This window comes from Streptomyces sp. NPDC006174 (assembly GCF_040614075.1).
Lineage (GTDB): Bacteria > Actinomycetota > Actinomycetes > Streptomycetales > Streptomycetaceae > Streptomyces.
Window position 1 is genome coordinate 524,517 of record NZ_JBEXTJ010000003.1, and the last position, 20,552, is coordinate 545,068.

At 72.3% G+C, this 20,552-nt stretch carries 21 protein-coding genes and 1 pseudogene; 14 read left to right on the forward strand and 8 right to left on the reverse strand.

Going from position 1 to position 20,552, the window contains the following annotated elements; genetic code table 11:
- Positions 1 to 65 precede the first annotated feature (65 nt).
- The 3 genes from ABZ267_RS09870 to ABZ267_RS09880 all read right to left on the reverse strand — a co-directional run bounded on the left by ABZ267_RS09870 (position 66) and on the right by ABZ267_RS09880 (position 2,003).
- Entirely contained in the window at positions 66 to 476 is a 411-nt protein-coding gene (locus ABZ267_RS09870; RefSeq protein ID WP_356756212.1) for a hypothetical protein, read from the reverse strand.
- 241 nt (positions 477 to 717) lie between these two features.
- Entirely contained in the window at positions 718 to 1,767 is a 1,050-nt protein-coding gene (locus tag ABZ267_RS09875; protein ID WP_356756214.1) for a hypothetical protein, read from the reverse strand.
- Complete coding sequence (locus ABZ267_RS09880; RefSeq protein ID WP_356756216.1) at positions 1,764 to 2,003, reverse strand: 4-oxalocrotonate tautomerase family protein; 240 nt, start codon at positions 2,001 to 2,003, stop codon at positions 1,764 to 1,766. Before ABZ267_RS09880 ends, ABZ267_RS09875 begins: the two co-directional genes overlap by 4 nt.
- A gap of 273 nt (positions 2,004 to 2,276) precedes the next feature.
- On the opposite strand from ABZ267_RS09880, the gene epsC reads away from it, so the two are divergent.
- From epsC to ABZ267_RS09930, 10 genes are all read left to right on the forward strand, one after another.
- Positions 2,277 to 2,993 carry a serine O-acetyltransferase EpsC gene (epsC, locus tag ABZ267_RS09885; RefSeq protein WP_356756218.1) on the forward strand — a complete coding sequence of 239 codons (717 nt, stop codon included), beginning with the start codon at positions 2,277 to 2,279 and terminating at the stop codon, positions 2,991 to 2,993.
- Between the two features lie 73 nt (positions 2,994 to 3,066).
- Positions 3,067 to 4,047 (forward strand): cysteine synthase family protein, encoded by a 981-nt coding sequence (locus ABZ267_RS09890; protein WP_356756220.1) that lies wholly within the window; start codon positions 3,067 to 3,069, stop codon positions 4,045 to 4,047.
- Positions 4,044 to 4,610, forward strand: coding sequence for a cupin domain-containing protein (locus ABZ267_RS09895; protein WP_356756222.1), 567 nt, complete (start codon positions 4,044 to 4,046; stop codon positions 4,608 to 4,610). Before ABZ267_RS09890 ends, ABZ267_RS09895 begins: the two co-directional genes overlap by 4 nt.
- Positions 4,611 to 4,674: 64 nt before the next feature.
- A complete protein-coding gene (locus tag ABZ267_RS09900; protein ID WP_356756224.1) occupies positions 4,675 to 5,625 on the forward strand; it encodes a DMT family transporter in 951 nt (316 codons plus the stop codon).
- 358 nt (positions 5,626 to 5,983) lie between these two features.
- Positions 5,984 to 6,811: a cupin domain-containing protein gene (locus tag ABZ267_RS09905; RefSeq protein WP_356756226.1), complete on the forward strand. Its 828-nt coding sequence runs from the start codon at positions 5,984 to 5,986 to the stop codon at positions 6,809 to 6,811.
- 8 nt (positions 6,812 to 6,819) lie between these two features.
- On the forward strand, positions 6,820 to 8,679 hold the full coding sequence (asnB, locus tag ABZ267_RS09910) for an asparagine synthase (glutamine-hydrolyzing) (RefSeq protein ID WP_356756228.1): 1,860 nt from the start codon (positions 6,820 to 6,822) through the stop codon (positions 8,677 to 8,679).
- On the forward strand, positions 8,676 to 9,746 hold the full coding sequence (locus ABZ267_RS09915) for a PrpF domain-containing protein (protein ID WP_356756230.1): 1,071 nt from the start codon (positions 8,676 to 8,678) through the stop codon (positions 9,744 to 9,746). Before asnB ends, ABZ267_RS09915 begins: the two co-directional genes overlap by 4 nt.
- Positions 9,747 to 9,880: 134 nt before the next feature.
- Entirely contained in the window at positions 9,881 to 10,969 is a 1,089-nt protein-coding gene (locus tag ABZ267_RS09920) for an acyl-CoA dehydrogenase family protein (RefSeq protein ID WP_356756252.1), read from the forward strand.
- Positions 10,966 to 12,420, forward strand: coding sequence for a dihydroorotase family protein (locus ABZ267_RS09925; RefSeq protein ID WP_356756232.1), 1,455 nt, complete (start codon positions 10,966 to 10,968; stop codon positions 12,418 to 12,420). The genes ABZ267_RS09920 and ABZ267_RS09925 overlap by 4 nt, the downstream gene beginning before the upstream one ends.
- Complete coding sequence (locus tag ABZ267_RS09930) at positions 12,417 to 13,037, forward strand: flavin reductase family protein (RefSeq protein WP_356756234.1); 621 nt, start codon at positions 12,417 to 12,419, stop codon at positions 13,035 to 13,037. The genes ABZ267_RS09925 and ABZ267_RS09930 overlap by 4 nt, the downstream gene beginning before the upstream one ends.
- Before the next feature lie 100 nt (positions 13,038 to 13,137).
- On the opposite strand, the pseudogene ABZ267_RS09935 reads toward ABZ267_RS09930, so the two are convergent.
- Positions 13,138 to 13,299 (reverse strand): annotated as a pseudogene (locus ABZ267_RS09935) (IS5/IS1182 family transposase); the annotation flags it as partial.
- Positions 13,300 to 13,965: 666 nt separating this feature from the next.
- On the opposite strand from ABZ267_RS09935, the gene ABZ267_RS09940 reads away from it, so the two are divergent.
- Entirely contained in the window at positions 13,966 to 14,169 is a 204-nt protein-coding gene (locus tag ABZ267_RS09940; RefSeq protein ID WP_356756256.1) for a hypothetical protein, read from the forward strand.
- Between the two features lie 75 nt (positions 14,170 to 14,244).
- On the opposite strand, the gene ABZ267_RS09945 is transcribed toward ABZ267_RS09940, so the two are convergent.
- Positions 14,245 to 15,174, reverse strand: a complete 930-nt coding sequence (locus ABZ267_RS09945) for an ROK family protein (protein ID WP_356756236.1) — start codon at positions 15,172 to 15,174, stop codon at positions 14,245 to 14,247.
- Positions 15,175 to 15,437: 263 nt separating this feature from the next.
- Here ABZ267_RS09945 and ABZ267_RS09950 point away from each other — a divergent pair, with 263 nt between their 5' ends.
- Entirely contained in the window at positions 15,438 to 16,466 is a 1,029-nt protein-coding gene (locus tag ABZ267_RS09950; RefSeq protein WP_356756238.1) for a LacI family DNA-binding transcriptional regulator, read from the forward strand.
- A 6-nt stretch (positions 16,467 to 16,472) separates the two neighbouring features.
- On the opposite strand, the gene ABZ267_RS09955 is transcribed toward ABZ267_RS09950, so the two are convergent.
- Positions 16,473 to 17,297, reverse strand: coding sequence for an alpha/beta hydrolase (locus ABZ267_RS09955; protein WP_356756240.1), 825 nt, complete (start codon positions 17,295 to 17,297; stop codon positions 16,473 to 16,475).
- A gap of 93 nt (positions 17,298 to 17,390) precedes the next feature.
- Between ABZ267_RS09955 and ABZ267_RS09960 the strand changes: the two genes are divergently transcribed.
- Positions 17,391 to 17,930, forward strand: coding sequence for a CGNR zinc finger domain-containing protein (locus tag ABZ267_RS09960; RefSeq protein ID WP_356756242.1), 540 nt, complete (start codon positions 17,391 to 17,393; stop codon positions 17,928 to 17,930).
- 366 nt (positions 17,931 to 18,296) lie between these two features.
- Entirely contained in the window at positions 18,297 to 18,584 is a 288-nt protein-coding gene (locus tag ABZ267_RS09965) for a hypothetical protein (RefSeq protein WP_356756244.1), read from the forward strand.
- On the opposite strand, the gene ABZ267_RS09970 is transcribed toward ABZ267_RS09965, so the two are convergent.
- On the reverse strand, positions 18,571 to 19,869 hold the full coding sequence (locus ABZ267_RS09970) for an aldolase/citrate lyase family protein (protein ID WP_356756246.1): 1,299 nt from the start codon (positions 19,867 to 19,869) through the stop codon (positions 18,571 to 18,573). The genes ABZ267_RS09965 and ABZ267_RS09970 overlap by 14 nt on opposite strands.
- A gap of 164 nt (positions 19,870 to 20,033) precedes the next feature.
- Positions 20,034 to 20,552: electron transfer flavoprotein subunit alpha/FixB family protein (locus ABZ267_RS09975; protein ID WP_356899713.1), on the reverse strand; the 519-nt coding region annotated here is incomplete at its 5' end.

The following is a 20,552-nucleotide window of genomic DNA, read 5'->3' on the forward strand; positions in this document are numbered from 1 at the left end:
GAGGCCGTCCCGCCGGCAGCAGAACGCTCCCGCGCGATGGGCGACGGGAGCGTTGGGCAGGTGGATCAGACCGTGATGAGCGGGAAAGCGTCACGGAGCGGGACAGCGGATGTCGCGTTCGGGCCTTCGCCGGTGCCGTCCGAGGCGGGGGTGAGGTTGGGGCCTTCACCGGTGCCGGGCTGCGGGGGTGCGGTGTTCGGACCTTCGCCGGTGCCGTCCGAGGCGGGGGTGAGGTTGGGGCCTTCACCGGTGCCGGGCTGCGGGGGTGCGGTGTTCGGGCCTTCACCGGTGCCAGGCTGCAGGGGTGCGGTGTTCGGGCCTTCGCCGATGTCCGATCCACTGTGCACCGCGGAGCGTGTGGTGGCCGACAGGGCGGAAAGGCCGTCGTCCGCCGCCACCGCCGAAGCGGCGGCGCCTCCGGTCATGAGAACGGCGGCCGTAAGAATTCCCACCATCGTCGACACCGAGTTCCGCATGATCTACCGCCTTCTGGAGTGGTCTTGCCGGGGCGTTCCTGCTGATGGGAATGACTTTCGCGGGCACCGCTCCCAGAGCGTTCCACTTCCGCTACCAACCGTCACACACCGGCCGGGAACGTGACGGGAATCCCTGCACGCGGGCGAAGGAGGCGAGTGCCGGGGCGTCGCGGCGGGAGACACGTACGCGAAAGGGCCCACCGATGACAGCGGTGGGCCCTTCCATCGAGCGGGGTACGGGTCAGGCGGGACAGCCGCGCACGGCCGCCGTGCGGGCGGCGAGTTCGGCGGGGGTGAGCGCGGTCAGGAGGACGTACCCGTCCCGCGCCTCCCGCACATCCGTGGGTGCCGTGATCCGCCCGGGTGCTCCGGGCGGATCGGGCAGGGGTAGAGCGGCCGCACATCCCACCGGCATCGCTGCCTTCAGGGGTTTGCCCGACAGGGCACGGATCAGTTCCCGCTCCGCGACCAGTCCCGTGGTCAGTTCGATCAGCCGGGAGACGGGCCAACTCGCCTGCCGCGGCACCGCGTCCACGAGGCGTGGTCCTTGTTCGGTGCGGGCGACGCGGATGAACGCGTACCCGAACTCGTAACCGACCAGGTCGAGGAGGCCTGTGGCCAAGGCTCTGATCTCCGCTTCCTCCGCGGTGGTGATCGGGGCGGGGAAGGTGTGGACGGCCGGGCCGGCGCCCCGCGTCGTCGCACCGCCTCCGGCTGCCCGGTCCGAGCCGGGCCCGCTTCCGGCGTCGGGCTCCCTCCGATCGCTGGAGTTCCCGTCGCTGAAGTCACCGTCGCTGAAGTTCCGGTCTGCGGAGCTTCCGTCTCCGAAGCGGAATTCCACGATGCCGGTGACCCGGTGCATCCCCTCGACCGTGAGGGTCTCCACCCCGTACCCGACATCGCGCAGCGGCGGCCTCTTCTCCGTCTCGTCCGGCAGCGCCAGTGCCTGCCACGGGGGGCCACTGCGGTTCAGCAGGTTTCTGACCTCGGCGGCATCCGCGAGCAGCCGGGAGGCGGAGGCGGGATTCGGCGACACCCCCAGTTCCTCGGCCGTCTCCAGAACGGCGGGATGGGTGCTCGCGTCCCCGCAGGCGACCAGCCTGTCCACCTGGTGGGTGAGCACGGTGTTCCTGAGGTGGGCGCGGAGATCCTCGTCCGTGAATCCGGCCGTGTCGGCGACCGTGACGACACGGAAGCCGGCCTCTGTCGCCGCAGCCGCCAGCCGGGGCGACGGAGCGACGAGGAGAAGACACCGGGGATCGGCGGTGCCGGATCCGGCTGATGCCGTCATGGCTGCTGTCCTCCGGTGTCCTGCGGGCCGGGCCGGGAGGACGAGCCCACGAGGAGAGCGTCGGCGAGCACGCCGCCCTTTCCCCAGTGGTCGGTCTCCACATCCCGCACGATGACGGTGACGGCCTCCTCCGGGCATCCGGCTATCCGGGACACGCATGCGGTCAGTTCCTCGACCAGCTCCTGGCGCTGTGCACGATCGTTCCCTTTCCACCAGTCAACGGAAATCACAGGCACGGGAAACTCCTTCTGTTCGGGGCGGTGTGGGGAGCGACGCGGGACCGCGGCGTCCGTCGGCGCGGAAACGGGCCGGCTGTCCGACGGACGGTCGCGCGGCACTCCGGCGAGTGTGCGCCGGGACGTTCCTGAATGTTTCCCGCGCCGTTCCCCTCTCGTTCCGCGACAGCCCGAGACGCTCCCGCCGGGTGGGAACGCGGCGGGACTCCGGCGGGAAGCCCACCGGGCACGCTCTGCTCCAGTCATGAGGCCCACCCCGCCCCTGGAGCCACGATGAGCCTGCTCAGTCCGACGAAACCGGAATCGAATCCGGCCCTCGGCCCCGCACCCGGCGCCGCCTCCGCGCGCACCGGTGAGTCCGAGGAGCCGGCGGCCACCCCGGCATCCCCCACTCCCCGCCTGTTCGCGGTGCTGCGCGAGGACCTCGCCGTCGTCGTGACCCGCGACCCCTCCGTACGGGGCAGGAAGGAAGCGATCCTCCACCCCGCGCTCACCGCACTGTGGGCGCACCGCATCGCTCACCGTATGCACGGTCGCGGCAGGCGCATCCCGGCCAGGCTGCTGGCCCGGTGGGCCCGCCGGGTGACAGCCGTCGAGATCCACCCCGGGGCCGTGCTCGGCCGCAGGGTCTTCATCGACCACGGCGCCGGGGTCGTGATCGGGGAGACCGCCGTCGTCGGTGACGACGTGACCATGTATCACCAGGTCACCCTGGGCGCGGTCGGCTGGTGGAGCGACAACAAGCGCCCCGAGGGCGACCGCCGCCACCCCGTCGTCGGCAGCGGCGTCATCCTCGGCGCCAACGCCACCGTCCTCGGGCCGGTGACGGTGGGTGACCGGGCGGTCATCGGCGCCCAGGCCCTGGTCAACAAGAACGTCCCGGGCGGTGCCCGGGTGCTCGCACCCACCGCCGTCATCAAGGAACCCGGCCGGCGGCCGGAGCTCATGGAGGACGTCTTCACCGTCATCGCCTCCGCCGGTTCCTGGTGACACCCCTCCGCCGGTCCCCGGCGACACCCAGGACCGCCCGCCCCCGACTCCCCCGATTGCGAGAGATGCAGCCATGACCACCACCGCTCACGTCCCGCTCACCTCGATCGCCCCCGCCCGCCCCGCCGTCGCCTCACGCATCGAGGACCTCGTCGGTTCCACGCCGCTGCTGGAACTGCGGCTGCGCGACCTGGCGCCGGGCGCCCGGGTCCTGGCGAAGCTGGAGTCCGCCAACCCGATGTCCTCCAGCAAGGACCGCGCCGCCCTGTACATGCTGCGTGCCGCTGAGGGACGCGGTGCGCTCCGGCCCGGCGGCACCGTCATCGAGGCGACCTCCGGGAACACCGGAATCTCCCTGGCCGCGTTCGCCGCCTCCCGCGGCTACCGCTGCGTGATCGTGCTGCCGGACAACGCCACGGCCGAGCGGGTCAGGCTGCTGCGCGCGTTCGGGGCCGAGATCGTCCAGACGCCGAGCTCGCTCGGCTACCCGGGCGCGATCGCCGAGGCCGAGCGGTTGCACGCGGCCACTCCGGGCTCCTGGTTCCCCTGCCAGCACGAGAACCTCGACAACGTACGGGCCCACTACGAGACCACCGGGCCGGAGATCCAGGCAGCCGTGTCCTCCCTCGGCCGCCGCATCGCGGCGTTCGTGTGCGGGGTGGGCACCGGCGGCACCCTCACCGGCGTCGCCCGCGTTCTCAAGGAGCACGACCCCGACGTACGCGTGATAGCCGTCGAGCCGGAGAAATCGCCCATCCTCTCCCAGGGGTACGCGGGCCAGCACCGCATCCCCGGGCTCAACGGCGGCTTCGTCGCCGAGACGACCGACGTCTCCCTCATCGACGAGGTCGTGACGGTCTCCGACGAGGACGCACTTCTCACCGCGCGCCGGCTGGCGACCGGTCAGGGCCTCTTCACCGGCGTCTCGTCCGGCGCCGCCGCGTACGCCAGTGAGCGCGTCGCACGCAGGCCGGAGCTCTCCGACGGCATCGTGGTGACCCTCCTGCCGGACACCGGCGAGCGCTACCTGAGCATGTGGGAGGACCAGGCATGAGCCACGCGATGTTCCGGGCCTACGCCGACGCGGTGAAGGCCGAGATCGGGACCGCCACGACCACCCGCTTCATAGCCCTCGCGGAAAGCACCAACGGGCGCTTCGGGCTCTTCCACCACTCGATGCTGCCGGGGGCCGGCGGGGCGGACCCGCACTACCACTCCAAGATCTCCGAGTCCTTCTACGTCCTCACGGGTGAAGTCCGGCTGCACGACGGCACCGGCTGGCGTACCGCACGGGCCGGCGACTTCCTGCACGTGCCGGAGAACGCGGTGCACGGCTTCCGCAACGAGAGCGACTCGCTCGCGGAGATGCTGATCATCTTCACGCCGGCCGAACACCGCGAGGGCTACTTCGAGGGCCTGGCCGCCCTGCTCGCCGACGGCAACCGCCCCTCCCGCGAGGAGATGGTCGCGCTGATGGAGAAGTACGACCAGTTCGAGGTCGACGCCCCCGACACCGATCACGACCAGCCGCACCGGCATACCCAGGGCGACGGCCCCGACCACCATCACCACCACCGTCCCGACGGCGCACACTCCGCCCCGCACCACCACCACTGAACGGCGGGGCGCACCTGCCTGCCCGACCCTCCACCGCTCCATCTCTTTCGAGGAGATCAACCGCATGAACGTCGCCAACTGGGGCCGCTTCGGTCTGCTGGCCGCCCTGTGGGGCTGCAGCTTCGCCTTCATCAAGATGTCACTGGAGGCGTTCGCACCCCTCCAGCTCGCCTCCGGCCGCCTGGTCGTCGGCGCACTCGTCGTCCTCGCCATCCTCGCCCTGAAGCGCCTTCGCCTGCCGGGGCGCCCGCTCTGGGGACACATCGCCGTGGCCTCCGTCTTCGGCAACGTCATCCCCTTCACGCTCTTCGCCATCGGCGAGCAGCACACCACCGCGACCATCGCCGGCGTGATCCAGGGAGCCACCCCGCTCATCACCATGGGCGTCGCCGCGCTCGCGCTCTCCGAGGAGAAGCCGACGCGCCGTAAGGTGGCCGGCCTGGTCGGCGGGTTCGTCGGGCTGATCATCGTGGTGGGGCCGTGGAACACCGACGGCTTCGGCTCGATCGGCGGCCAGCTCGCCTGCGTCGGGGCCGCCGCGAGTTACGCCGTCAGCTTCGTGTACATCCGCCGCTTCATCGGTCCCCACAAGCTGCCCGCGCTCTCCGTGACCGCGGCTCAGCTGGGCGCGGCCTCCGTCATCACGGTGGTGCTCACCACGTTCGTGACCGGCTGGAGCCTGCACGGGGATCTCACCGCCAAGCCGCTGCTCTCCCTCCTGGTCCTCGGTGCGGCCTCCACCGGTATCGCCTTCGCGCTGCTCAACCGCCTGATCGCGGACGCCGGTCCGACCACCGCTTCCGGCGTGAACTACCTCGTACCTGTGTTCTCCGTGGTCGTCGGAGTGCTCGCCCTGGGCGAACCGCTGACCTGGAACGTACCGGTGGGCGGGGTCTTCGTCATCGCCGCGCTCGCCTTGGCGGAAGGCCGGATCTCGGCCCTGTCCCGGTCCGGGAAGCCCAAGCCGACGTCACCGGTCGCACCCGACCGTGTCCCGGAGAAGAGCCGCCCGTAGTACCGCCGTACAACGGAACGGCACCGCCAGGGCCGGAACAGCACAGCCACAGCCACAGAACAGCACCGCCACAGCGCAGCCAGGTCTCAACGAGCCGGGGCCGGCGCGGACACCCTTTCCAGGGGCCGCGCCGGCCCCGGCTCGTTGCGTCATGACGCGACGAGCCGCCGTGGAGCCTGCTGGCCGTTCCGGGAGGTGGCCGGATTACGGATCGGTTCCCGGCCACCTCCCGGGGCCCGGTAGCGAGGCGGGAGGGCGACGGGACCGGTGGACGCGAGCCTTTCATCACCGGGCGCCATCAGGCCCTGCCACCTCACCCGCCCCAGGCGTCTCCCTCCCTCCTCAAGGAGCACCTCGTATGACGCGCACCACCGCCTCGCCGTCTCCCACCGCTCCCTCCCTCGGGGACGCACGGATCATCTCCACCGGAGACTTCGTCTTCGCCCCGCTGGCCGGCCGGCTCACCGAAGTCGCCACCCCGGTGAGCCCCGCTGTCGGCTCCACCCACGTCACGCTGCACGTCGTCCGGATCGCCCCGGGCGAGTCCTTCAGCCCCGAGTCGAGCATCGAGGAGGAGAACACCGCGGTCGTCTTCGACGGCCGGGGGACGGCCACGGTCGGCTCCCGCGACCGCCGCGTCGAACGGTCCCACGCCGCGTACGCCCCCACGGGCCAGGCCCTGAGTCTCACGGCCGACCAGGACGGACTCACGGTCTACATCTGGCGCACCCCCCTCACGGCAGGGCGTCGGCCCGGCACCGACCCCGAGCCGTTCTCCACGCTGTGGGACGAGACCACCCAGCTGCGCGGGTTCGGCGGCACCGGCCAGATAGCCCCCGACACCGACCGCGCCACCATGAACTTCGTCTTCTGGCCCGGCAACGGCAGCAGCCAGCTCTGCCTGCACTGCGGCATCCAGCAGCCGGGCCAGACCTTCAACGTCCACCTGCACCCCGACAGCGACGAGGCGTTCATCGCCTTCGAGGGCATCGGCCAGATGTACCTGCGCGACCGCTGGATCGACGTCGCCGCCGGAGACGTCCTGTACGCCGCGCCGGGTGTTCTGCACGGCGCTCGAAACCCGCACACCGGGCCCGACGCCCGGCGCTTCGTCACCTGCGGGGGCCCCAGCCCGTTCGACCCGGCGCTCTACTCGGCCGCCGGCCTCTCCTCCGACGTCAGGTGATCTGAGCCATGTGCCGCATCCACGGATCCTTCCACGCCCGCACCACCGACGACGAGATGCGCCGGGTCGCCACCCTCCAGCACCACGGCGGCCCCGACGCCCAGTCCTTCGCCCGGCAGTCCGGCTGGGCCCTCGGCAACAACCGACTCTCGATCATCGACCCCGAAGGCGGGGACCAGCCCTACCGCCTGGGCGACATCACCGTCGTCTTCAACGGCGAGATCTACAACCACGACCGGCTGCGCACCGAACTCACCCGCCAGGGCTTCCACTTCGAGGACCGCTGCGACGGATCGATTCTCCCCGCGCTCTACCTCACGTACGGCGACCGCTTCGCCGAGCACCTCGACGGCATGTTCTCCGTCGCCGTGATGGACCTGCGCCGGGAACCGCGTCTGGTGATCGCCACCGACGCCTCCGGCATGAAGCCGCTCTACTACCACTGGGAGGAGCGCAGCGGCCGGTTCCACTTCGCCTCGGAGCTGCCCGCCCTCCTCGGCTTCGACGCCGTGCGTCCCTACGAGGACGAACTGGGCCTGCACACCTACCTGTCGGCCAAGACCCCCTTCGGCCAGCGGACCATGTTCGAGGGCATCGACGTCCTGCCGCCCGCCACCACCGCGGTCGTCAGCCGCGAGGACGGTCTGCGCCTCACCTCCCGGCGCATGGGGTACGAGTCGGCTCCACCGGTCGACGAGGAGCGAAGCCTGTCCCGGGCGGGCGAGTCGCTGCGGGAGCTGCTGTCCCGCGAGGTCTCCCGGCTGCTCATCGCCGACGCGCCGGTCGCGGCCATCACCTCCGGCGGCCTCGACTCCAGTCTGGTCACCGCGCTCGCGGCCCGCATCCTGTTCGACCGGGGCTCCAGCGAGGCACTGCACACGTTCAACATCGCCTACACGGGCAACTGGCCGGGCGACGAGAGGGCCTTCGCCTCGGAGGTGTCCCGGCACACCGGCACGGTGCACCACCAGGTGGAGATCGATCCGGCCACCTTCCCCGACCTGATGGGTGACGTCGTACGCCACCTCGGCCAGCCCAACGCCGACCCGATCACGCTCTCCACCTTCTCGCTGTTCCGGGCGGTCCGGGACGCCGGGTTCAAGGTGGCCCTCACCGGGGACGCGGCCGACGAACTCTTCGGCGGCTACAGCCGCATGACCCAGGCGCTCGCCGCACCCGAGGGAGCCGACTGGGCGGGCCCCTACCTCGACCACCTGGCCGCGGTGCCGGACTCCCTGCGCCGGCAGCTGTACACCTCCGAGTACGCCGCCCGGGTCCACGCCCCCGGCGCGTCCCCGCTGCCGCCCGGTCTCACCGACGTCCTCGCCCACGGCGAGGGCAGCCGGCTCCAGCGCATCACCAGCATCGAACAGCGGTACCGGCTGCCGGCCTACCACCTCCGTCGCGTCGACCACCTCTCGATGGCCAGCTCGGTGGAGGCCCGGCTCCCGTTCTGCCAGCCCAGCGTGGTGCGCTTCGCGGCGTCCCTGCCCGACCAGCACCGCACCGTTCCCGGCGTCGGCGTCAAGCGCGCGCTGTACCGGGCGGCCGAGGGACTCCTGCCGGACAGCGTCCTGAACCGGCCCAAGCAGCCCTTCACCCTGCCGATCACGGCGATGCTGGCCCCGGGGCAGCGACTGTGGGCGATGGCCCGCGACGTCCTGTCCCCGCAGGCCCTGCGCGCTGACGGGCGGCTGCGGTACGAGGTGGTCGACGCCTTGTTCGCCGAGCAGGAGGCCCGGCCGTCGGACGGTACTTCGCTGGCCCTGTGGGCCCTGATGTCGCATCAGATGTGGCGCAGCGAGTTCTTCGGCACGTCCGCCGGTCCGCTCCGGCCGGCCCGTGAACTGGCGGTGGTGGCCGGATGATTGCCTCCCTGGTCAAGGCGGCCGGAGCACCCTGCCCCACCGTGGTGCTGGACGGCCGCGACCTCCCGGAGTCCGATCCCCAACTGCTGAGCGCACTGGCCGACCTGCGGGCCGACCTGACCCGGCAGGGCTCGGCCGACGTGCTCAAGAACGCCATCGTGCGCCCCTCCCGGCACCCGCTCTTCGACCTGGACTACCGGTTCGTCCAGTCCCTGCCGCAGAGCCACGACAGCTTCGACCTCCGCGGCTCCTGCGGCCACTCGATCCTGGCCGCCGTCGAGGCGGCAGCCCGCACCGGCATGATCCAGCCGCTGGTGCCGGGGTGCCGGGTCCGGGTCAACGTCCTCAACAACGGCGACAACGTGGTGTGCGAGGCCGAGGAGACCTCCGGCGGCGGCACCCGGTTCACGGCGCACTTCCTCTGCTCACCGCCGCTGGAGCTGCCCGAGCTCCTGATGACGGGGGAGCCGGTGACGTACGTCCCCTTCGAGGGCCGGTCCGTGCCCGTCTCCCTGGTGTCGATGGGCAATCCGTACGCCTTCGTCGACGCCTCGCACCTCGGTGTCGACGGGCCGGACGCCCTCTTCGGCGACACGCCCGGCCTGTTCGACACCATGACCCGGCTGCGGATCGCGGTCTGCACCTCGCAGGGCTGGGACACCTTCGGGGCCTTCCCCAAGATCGCGGCCGTGCTCCCGCAGGAAGGCGGCGGCCTGTACGTCCGCGCCGTCTCGGTCCCCTCCTGGCATCCCACGGTCGCGCTGACCGGCGCCATCTGCCTGGGCGCCGCCGCCGGCATCACCGGCACCGTGCCGTGGTCGCTGACCGGAAGCGCGGCCCGCGACCCCGACGCCCTGCTGCAGATCCGCACCCCGGGCGGCTGCGTCCGGGTGGCCGCCCACTCGACGTCCGGCCCCGACGGACGGCGCGAGCTCGCCTGGGTGTCGGTCGCCGAGAAGCAGGTCGAGTACCGGGGACTGCTGCCGCGTCCCCGGTCCACGAACGCCCCGCATCCCCCCGCCGCCCCGCTATCCGAGGAGAACCCGTGGGTTCCGCTGACAGCCTGACCGCCGTACGCGACGACATCGGCCGCGGGGCGTCGCCCGACCCCTTCGCCATCGATGTGTTCCACGGCGACCACCGCCGATCCGCCCGCGACGTCACCGCGCGCCCCGCCCCCGTACTTCCCACGCCGCCGACCCTGGAACGACTGGCGGCCTGCGCCGAGGCGGCCGACCTCACCGGGGAGCCGGACCGCGAAGCCGTCGCGGTGCTCCGCGAGAGCGGGCTGCTGGCCCTGGTCGTACCGAAGTGCTACGGCGGTGCGGGCGCCGACGCGGTGGCGCTCAACACCTGTGTGGAGCAGGTCGCGTCGGTGAACGCGTCAGCGGCGATCATGTTGTTCCAGCACTGCGCCGTGACCAGCCGCATCGTCGAGAACGGCTCGCCCGCCCAGCACCGGGAGGTGCTGCCCAGGCTGGCCGACGGCCGGTGGCTGGCCGCATCCGCCTGGTCGGAGAGCGGGGCCGGCGCCGACAAGAAGAACCTCGCGACCCGGGCACACCGCACCCCCGAGGGGGACTGGCTCCTGGACGGCGCCAAGTCCTTCACCACCAGCGCGGGCCTGGCGGACGTCTACCTCGTTCTGGCCCAGACGCCGGACGAGGCCCCGGCAGCGGCCTCCTCCCGGGACACCGGGTACGGGTCGGCCGGGCAGACGTTCTTCCTGGTCTCCGGCGAACACCCGGGGCTTGTGCCCGACACCTCGATGCGGCTGACCGGGATGCGTGGCTCCGCCACCGGGTTCGTCTCGGTACGGGAGTGCGTCGTGCCGGACTCCGCACGCCTCGGCGCGACGGGCGTCGCGGCGTCGATCATCGCCCGGGTCCGCGACAGCGGCGCCTCCCTCGGGGCCGTCGCCGTGGGCATCGCCCAGGCCGCGCTCGACGCCGCCCACGCGCACGCCGGCCGCCGGGGACTCTACGCCCACCAGGCGGTACGCCACCGATTGGTGGACCTGGCCACCGAGGTCGAGGCCGCCCGCGCGGTGGTGGAGCGGGCCGGCCGGCGCAGCTCCGCCGACCCCGGCATGACCACGCTCCACTCCAAGCTGGCCGCTTCCGAAGCGGCGGAGCGGGTGGTGGCGGACGTGGCCCGCTTCCTGGGATCGGCCGGCTACGTGGAGACGCATCCGATCAACCGGTTCGGGCGCGACGCCCGGGCCGTCGCCCTGATGGGACCGACCAACGACCTCTGCAAGGAACTGGTGAGCCTGCCGTGGAACCGATGAACTCCCCCTCCCTCATATCTCCCGACTCCTCCCCCGCCGACCTGGTGGTGGAGGGAGGCCGCCTGGTCACTCCCGAGGGAGTGATCGAAGGCAGCGTCGTCGTCCGCGACGGCCGGGTCGCGGCGATCGTCGCACCGGGCGCTCCGCTGCCGGCCGGTCCCCGTCTGAGCGCTGCGGGCAAGTACGTCCTGCCGGGCCTCATCGACTCCCATGTGCACTTCCGCACGCCTGGTCTGGAGCACAAGGAGACCTGGGAGAACGGCAGCCGGGCCGCGCTCGCCGGCGGCGTGACGACGGTGATGGACATGCCCAACACGCGCCCGCCGTCGCTCGACGCGGCGACCCTGCGGGCGAAGGCGGCGCAGATCGCGGGCCGCTCCTACGTGGACCACCGCTTCCACATGGGAGCCGACCCCGACCATCCGGAGGTGCTCGCCGACCTCGCCCCGGAGGTGGCGACCTCCGCCAAGGCGTTCATGGCGGGCCACCACACCGCACCCGTGGTGTTCCGTGAGGCGCACCAGCTGGAGGCGGCCTTCGCCGCCGCCGCACGGGGCGGGGTGCGCCTCGTGCTGCACGCCGAGGACCAGCACGTCTTCGACCTGCTCGACTCCCGCGCCGGTGATCCCGAGTCGTATGACGCCTATGAGCCCCACCGGCCGCGCTCCGGAGCGATCGTCGCGGTCGCCAAGGTCGTCCAACTGGTCCGCACGTACGGCACGAAGACGCACATCCTGCACGTGTCGTCCGCCGAGGAGACCGACCTGCTCGTCGCCGCCGCGGCCGAGGGGCTGCCGATCAGCTTCGAGGTCACCGGACACCACCTCGCGTTCACCGACCACGACACCGCCCTGCGCGGTCCCCGAACCCGGCTCTCTCCGGCGATCCGCGCTCCCCGGGACCGGGACCGGCTCTGGCAGGCCGTGCTCGGCGGCGAGGCCTCCACGATCGGCAGTGATCACGCCCCGCACACCGTCGAGGAGAAGAACCGGCCTCCGGCCGAGGCGCCTCCCGGCCTCCCCGGCGTCCAGGAACTGGCCGTGTCGGTCTGGACGGGCATGCTCGCGCGAGGCATCGCCCCCGACGCCGCCGCCGTCCACCTGGCCCGGCTGATGGGAACGGGTCCCGCGGACCTGTTCGGCCTGGCCGGGAAGGGCCGGCTGACGGTCGGCTCCGACGCGGACCTGGCCCTCCTGGACCCGGCCGCCCGCTGGCAGCTCTCGGCGTCCCACGTCGAGTCGCTGTGCGGCTGGTCGGCGTACGAGGGCTGGATGTTCACCGGCCGGTTCACCACCGTGGTACGCGGCGGGCACGTCGCCTGGGACCTGGAGCGGGGCACGCTGGGCGAGCCCTCGGGCCGCTGGCTGACCGGCCCGTCCGCGCCCGGCCTCCCCGCGGAGGAGGCCCCGGCCCCCGACCCGGTCCGGGAACTGGAAGGAGCGACCCGATGAACGCCACCTCCCTGCTGACCGCGTCCGCCAGGCCCCGGTCCGCCCGGCTCGGCCCCACGACACGGAGCGGTTCGCCGGCGGAGGCGCCCGCGGTCCCGGGCCCGATGGCGTCCGGCGACATAGCGGCCGACGAGTTCCGTTCCGCCATGGCCTCCCTCGCGGCCCCTGTCACGGTGGTGACCTGCTACGACGCGACGGGCACCCCCCGGGGCCTCACGGCCAGCGCGGTGTCCTCACTCTCCCTGGACCCACCGCTGCTGCTGGTCTGCCTGGACCGGAACTCCCGCACCCACGACGTGCTCGTCTCGGCGGACGCCTTCGCCCTCCATCTGCTCGGCCCGGAGAACGAGGCGCTGGCGAAGCGGTTCGCGGGCCCGACCGACCAGCGCTTCGAGGATGTTCCCCTCGCCTCCGGCCCGACATCACACCAGGCGCCGCAACTGGCCGACTGCGCACTGCGGTTGACCTGCACCCGATACGAGGTCACCGAGGCGGGCGACCACTCGATCCTGGTGGGCCGGGTCACCGCGTCCGACTGCCTGGGCCGCCCGGCCGGAGGCCTGGTCTGGCACCACCGAGGCTTCGCCCACGCGAAGCCGGCGGAGGCCACCGCCTGATCGTGGCAACTTCCGTACGCGTCAACCGCGAAGGCCCCCGCAGCGAGCTGCGGGGGCCTTCGACGTATTGCCCGGTGAGAGTACCGAGCCTTTTCCGACCTCACGCTGATGCGTGGTGAAGGGCGAGGACGGCCTTCACCAGGCCGGTGATGCGGTTGGTGCCGCAGCGGAGCTTCCGCAGGAGCGGCCGGCCCTCGAGGATGGCCATGACCCGCTCACCGAGGCAGCGGATCTTGGCGTGGGTGCTGTTGTGCTTGCGCTGCCACCGCCCGAGGCGACAGCGCCTACGGAAGTGCGGTCCACGTAAAGGGGTGCCGCTTCCAATCCCACCCGCCAGGCCCTGCCGACGCTGAGCCCGTACAGCTTCGACCGAGACCCGGCATGCGGGATGATCGTCTCCTCGACCGTCTTCAGATCGTCAACGTACGACTCGGGGCGAGCGGAGGCCCTGCGACGCATTGCCTTGGGGAAGCCCGTCATCGAACACACAGGGCGGCGGCCCGGGTGAGCACAGACCAGTTCCCCCGGCGCACAACACCCAACCGGCCCGGGCCCGGTCCCGGCCACGCATGGGAGTTCACCTTGGTTGACCGAACGGTCTCGGGTCCAGGACCCCTCTCCCATCCTTCTCCCATGGGAGAAGGATGGGAGAGGGGGTCTTCCCAATAAAGGCCAGCCACGGCTGGCTGAAGCTAAGTAAGGCCAGGTTTCGGAGCGAATAGCCACAAGCAGGGCGCCGATCTGGCCTCCTGTGGCTTGCCCGCAACACCCTGCCGGGGAAACCCCGCCGTGGTGACGGCGTTGCCGGGGTGCGGAGATCCGGGACGTTTCGGGAGAGCCGGCGGTAAGAAGCCGGGTTCGGGGCAACCGTATCCATGACGGGCGACGCTCGTTGAGCAGGTAATAGCCAGGCCTACGGCATGGGCCGGTGGCACAGGACAACTGGGGGTGCGCCGTGCGGCGGACAATTCTCGAACAGTTTCCGGCAGGAGATCCTCGCGGCAGTTGGGCGGCCGAGGAGTTCGCTGCCGCGCGCCGCGGCGAGGGCCTGGCGGCGGAGGTCGTGATGAGCTTGGAGCAGGACGTCTTCCTCGTGATCGTCCCGCAGCAGACGGCGGACGCGGTGCGCTGAGGGGTCGTCACGGCCCTCGGAGGGCGCCCGGCCTGACGAACCGGGCGCCCTCCGAGGGCCGTTGGACGGCCCGCGCTAGCCGAGTGCGATCGCCGCGGCCGCCGCGCCGACCAGACCCGCGTCGGTGCCCATCACGGCCGGAGCGACCGTGAGCCCTCGGACGAACGAGAGCGTGGCGTAGTCGCCGAGGCTGCGGCGCAGCGGCGCGAAGAGCACGTCGCCCGCGCCCGCCACTCCCCCGCCGATCACCGCGATGTCGATCTCGACCAGGGTGGCGGTGGCGGCGATCCCGGCCGCGAGCGCCTGGGCCGCCCGCTCGTACGAGGCGATGGCGACCCGGTCACCGGCGCGCGCGGCGGCGGCCACCGCGGCGGCCGTGGTGTCGCCGTCCGGGCCAGGAAGCCAGCCGCCTTCCAGGGCGCGGCGGGCGATGTTCGGGCCGCTGGCGATGCGCTCGACGCAGCCGCGCGCGCCGCAGGGACAGAGGTCGCCGTCCAGGTCGACGCTGATGTGGCCGATGTGGCCGGCGTTGCCGGAGGGACCCGGGTGGAGGGAGCCGCCGAGGACGAGGCCGCCGCCGACGCCGGTCGACACGACGAGGCAGAGCGCGTTGTCGTAGCCGCGCGCCGCGCCGAGCCAGTGCTCGGCCGCCGTCATCGCGACCCCGTCGCCGACCAGCGCTACCGGCAGCCCTCCGATGGTCTTCTGCACCCGCTCCACCAACGGGAAGTCGCGCCAGCCGGGGACGTTGACCGGGCTGACCGTGCCTGCCGCCGCGTCCACCGGACCCGCGCTGCCGATCCCGGCCGAGCCCGCGCGCTCCCAAGACGGAGAGGCCGTCAGCTCGCCGAGCACCTCGTCCACGGCACCCATCACCGCCTCGGCACCCTCCCGGGCGGGCGTCGGCCGCTGCGCCCGGACGAGGAGGTGTCCGTCGCCGTCGACCAGCGCGCCGGCGATCTTGGTGCCGCCGATGTCGAGCGCGGCGACGAGGTCGGTATGCATCGGTGTGGCTTCTCCGGATGAGTGAAGGGCGGGACCTGCGGGTTCAGTCAATAGTCTGCACAGTCTTCACTGCGTTGACAACGTTGTCCAGGGCCTATGCTCGACGCCACGGCCTCCGTTCGGCTCCGCAGCAGGCCCCGCGGGCCGTCCGAAGGCGCCCGCATGACGCCCGAACACCGCCCGAACCGCCGACCAGCACCTCGCCGCACCACCCGCCGCACCGCCCTCACCTCCGCCCGTATCCGACGACAGGACAGCGCACCGTGGACCGGACCACCCGTCATTCCGAGACCCGTTACGGCAACCGGCCGACCATGAAGGACGTGGCGGCCCGCGCCGGAGTGGGCCTCAAGACGGTCTCCCGGGTGGTGAACAGCGAGCCCGGCGTCACGCCCGACACCGAGCGCCGCGTGCAGGAGGCGATCGACGCGCTGGGCTTCCGCCGCAACGACAGCGCCCGCGTCCTGCGCAAGGGACGTACGGCCTCGATCGGCCTGGTCCTGGAGGATCTGGCGGACCCCTTCTACGGCCCGCTCAGCCGCGCCGTGGAGGAGGTGGCCCGCGCGCACGGGGCGCTGCTCATCAACGGCTCCAGCGCCGAGGACCCCGAGCGCGAGCAGGAGCTTGTGCTCGCGCTGTGCGCGCGCCGGGTGGACGGTCTGATCGTGATCCCGGCGGGCGACGACCACCGCTATCTGGAGCCGGAGATCAAGGCGGGCATCGCCACGGTCTTCGTGGACCGGCCGGCGGGCCGGGTCGAGGCGGACATGGTGCTCTCCGACAGCTTCGGCGGCTCCCGGGAGGGCGTGGCCCACCTGATCGCGCACGGCCACCGTCGGATCGGGTTCATCGGCGACCAGCCGCGGATCCACACCGCCACCGAGCGCCTGCGCGGCTACCACGCGGCGATGACGGATGCCGGGATCACCGTCGAGGACTCCTGGGTCTCGCTCGGCACCACCGGTCCCGGCCGGGTCCGGGCCGCCGCCGAGGCGATGCTCGGCGGGCCGGAGCCGGTCACCGCGCTCTTCGCCGGGAACAACCGGGTGACGGTGACGGCGGTCCGGGTCATCGCGGAGCGGAAACGGCCGGTGGCCCTGGTCGGGTTCGACGACATCGAGCTGGCGGACCTGCTCGGCATCACCGTCATCTCGCAGGACGCGGCGGCCGTGGGCCGGACCGCCGCCGAGCACCTGTTCCGCCGGCTCGACGGCGCCGACCACGCTCCGGCCCGGGTGGAGCTGCCGACGACGCTCATCCCACGCGGCTCGGGCGAACTGCCGCCGGCCTGAGCCTCCTCAGCCCTCCGCCCCGAACTCCCTTGCCAGCAGAGCCAGCACCCGCGCCGGCGCGTCCTCCTGGACGGCGTGTCCCGCTCCCTCCACCCAGTGCAGCTCCGAGTGCGGGATCAGCTCATGGAGCTGCTCGGCGAAGGGCGGCGGCAGGAAGCCGTCCTCACTCCCCCAGATGATCCGGACCGGCACCGGCACGGACCCCAGCAGGTGCTGGAACTCGTCGGTGGCGGACTGCTCCAGCTGCCCGTACTGCCGGTAGTACGCCGCCCTGCCCTGCTCGCCGCGCCACGGATCGAGGTGGGCGGCCAGGACGTCGGGCCGGTAGCCGGAGTGGCTCGCGAAGCGCAAGTGGCTCTCGACCAGGGCCTCGTGGGCGTAGACGGGGAGCTGTTCGAAGACGCGCGCGTTCTCCCGTACGAGCCGGAAGAGGCCCGTCCCCCAGTCACCGCAGGCCACCGCGTCGACCAGCGTGAGATCGGCGTACCGCGCGCCCTCCAGCAGCAGCGCGCGCAGTGCCACGGCACCGCCGATGTCGTGGGCGATCACCCGCGGGCTCTCCAGCCCCCAGTGGTCCAGGAGCCCGGTGAACACCCTCGTCTGGGCCTCCAGACGGAGATCCTGCCCTTCGCGCTGTTCCGACCGCCCGTAGCCGAGCAGGTCGAAGAAGAAGACCTGGTGGTCCTGGGCGAGCGCAGGCGCGATGTCGCGCCAGATGAACGACGAGAACGGCGTGCCATGGAGCAGGACCACCGGGTCGCCTTCACCCATCACGTCCCACCGGACCGTGCCGTCCGCGGTCTCGAACGTCTTGGCCGGATAGATGTTCATGACATGCCTCCTGATGTCGGATGCAGAACCCTGCCGGACTTTCGACGTTACCAGAGAGAGCCTCTTGCCGGTAACGTTGATAGAGTGAGGGCCATGCGACGGAACCCGGCACCCGTGGAGCTCGAACCGGTCGAGGCGTTCTGCAACACGGCGACCTTGCTCCACGACGAGGACGAGTTCGCGCGGCCGGAGACGGCAAGCGCGTGGCTGCGTACGCACGGCTGTCCGGAAGCGGTCGCACCGGCCGAGCTGGCGGCGCTCACGGAGGCCCGGGAGACCGTGCGGGCCTACCTCGTCGAGCGGTCCTCGCCGGAGGCGCTCGACGCCCTCAACCGCCTGATCCACTCCGTGGCCGGCGCCCCGGTGGTCCGCCCCGACGGCACTCTCGCCCTGCGCCCGGCCTCCGACGAACCGGTGGCGGAGATCGTACGAACGGTGCTCGAAGCCCTGCTGCGGGACGGGCTGACCGGGCGTCATGCGACGCGGCTCAAGACCTGCGCGGCGCCGGAGTGCCGCTGGGTCTTCTACGACCGGGCGCCGTCCGCGAACGGCCTGTGGTGCGACATGGACGTCTGCGGCGCGCGGCACAAGATGCGCGCCTACCGTGCCCGTACGAGTGGATCCAGGCCCTGAGGGCCCCGGGGCCGTCGGGTTGGCCGCCGGACCGCTCGGGGCGTGGTGCCGCCGGATGGGCGGAGACGGTCCCTACCGTCGGCCGCTGACGGCCCCGGGCCCGTACGGCACGCTCCGGCTCACGCGCCGAACATGCCGTCCGGACGCCAGGGCCCGCCACCACCGTGGCGCCCTCGCTCCGCCCGGACCGCGGTCACGCCGTCCCCTCACCTCCCCGAGCCGGTACGGCAGCGGGCAGGACGTCCAGAACGGGTGCGTACCCATGATGCGCACGGCAACAGCCGCGACCCGGCCCCGTGGTCCCGTCGAGCCGGGCCGGAGACGTCTGCTGCGGCGGTCCGCGGCGATGGCGGCGGTGATGCTGCTGTGCGCGGCGCCGATCGCCTCAGCGACAGACGCACATCCGCCGGTGCGCGGCGCGGCGCCTCTGTACGTCTCCCCGTCGTCCCCACCACCGACCTGTCCCGTCCGATCGGTCTCGCTCCGGACGCGGCCGGGACGCTCCACATCGCGGACTTCGACAACGACCGGGTGGTGAAGCTGCCGATGCGCGGCGGACAGCGGACCCTGCCCGTCGCGGGCCTGCACACCCCGGCCGGAGTGGCCGTACCGCCGCCGACGCGCACCGGCTACCGACGCCTCACGGAGCCGTGACCGTCAGGTCGCCACGGCGCGGCGAGGCGAACGCGTCCAGGTCGGCGCGGGTCAGGCCGGTCAGCCGGGCGACCTCGGCGGTGTCGAGCGCGCCGCAGTCGATGCCGCGCAGCAGGTAGCCGCTGAGGGCCTTGGCGGTGGCGGGCTCGTCCATGACGTCACCGCCGGCCTTGGCGACGTACGCGGCGAGCCGGGCGGCGGCGGGCTCGAGGCCCTCGCGGTAGAAGGTGTAGACGGCCGCGTAACGCGTCGGGAGGTGGCCGGGGTGCATGTCCCAGCCCTGGTAGTACGCGCGGGCCAGAGCGCGGCGCGTGAGGCCGTAGTGGAGCCGCCAGGCCTCGTGGACCTGAGCGGTCGGACCGACGGGCAGGACGTTGGTGGAGCCGTCGGAGACGCGTACGCCGGTGCCCGCCGCGGCGACCTGCATGACGGCCTTGGCATGGTCGGCGGCCGGGTGGTCACTGGCCTGGTAGGCGGCGCTGACGCCGACGCAGGCGCTGTAGTCGAAGGTGCCGTAGTGCAGCCCGGTCGCCCGGCCCTCGGCGGCGTCGATCATGCGGGCTACGGCGGCGGTGCCGTCGGCGGCGAGGATGGACTGACTGGTCTCGATCTGGACCTCGAAGCCGATGCGTCCGGCGTCCAGACCGTGGGCCTTCTCGAAGGCTTCGAGGAGCCGGACGAAGGCGGCGACCTGCTCGGGGTACGTCACCTTCGGCAGCGTCAGCACGAGCCCGTCGGGCAGCCCGCCCGCCTCCATCAGGCCGGTGAGGAAGACGTCGGTGGTGCGGATCCCCCGGTCTCGTACGCCGGCCTCCATGCACTTCATCCGGATGCCCATGTACGGGGCCGCCGTGCCGTTCGCGTACGCCTCGGAGACCAGGCGCGCGGCGCGGGCGGCGGCCTTGTCCTCCTCGGCGTCCGGGCGGGGGCCGTAGCCGTCCTCGAAGTCGATGCGGAGGTCCTCGACCGGCTCGCGCTCCAGCTTGGCGCGTACGCGGTCGTGGACCGGGCCGGCCAGCTCCTCGGGGATACCGAGGACGGCGGCGAAGGAGGCGGCGTCGGGCGCGTGCTCGTCGAGCGCGGCGAGCGCCTGGTCGCCCCAGGAGCGAAGGGTGCCGGGCTCGAAGGCATCGCCGGGTACGTAGACGGTGTGTACGGGCTGGCGGGTGCCGGGGTCCCCGGGGTAGCGGCGGGCGAGCTCCGCGTCGACCGCCGTGAGGGAGGCGCTGATCTCCTCGCTGACCGTGCCCGCGAGGCTCGTCGCCACCTTCTCCTGCTGACCCATGACCGTACCCTCCACGCTCTCGCCGTTTCCGCTTCCCGGAATCAACAATCCGTATAGTGAAGTTATAAGGCGCGCTCGACCTGCGTCAATGGTGGCCCGAAACGGCACCGGGCCGCGCGGTGGGTTCACCGTGCGGCCCGGAGTGGGGGTGTTGCGTCGGGGTGTCAGCCCTTGCGGGTGATGATCTCGTCGGTGAGCTGGGGCACGACGGTGAAGAGGTCGCCGACGACGCCGTAGTCGACGAGGTCGAAGATCGGTGCCTCGGCGTCCTTGTTGATCGCGACGATCGTCTTGGAGGTCTGCATACCGGCCCGGTGCTGGATCGCGCCGGAGATACCCGAGGCGATGTACAGCTGCGGCGACACCGACTTACCCGTCTGGCCGACCTGGGAGGTGTGCGGGTACCAGCCCGCGTCCACCGCCGCGCGCGAGGCACCCACTGCGGCACCCAGACTGTCGGCGAGGGCCTCGATGAGCGGGAAGTTCTCCGCACCGTTGACCCCACGGCCACCGGAGACCACGATCGCGGCCTCGGTCAGCTCCGGGCGCCCGGTCGACTCACGCGGCGTGCGGCCGGTCACCTTCGTGCCCCTGGCACCCTCGCTGAACGACACGCTCAGCGCCTGGACCGTGCCGGCCGCGGCGGCGGGCTCGACGGGGGCGGAGTTGGGCTTGACGGTGAT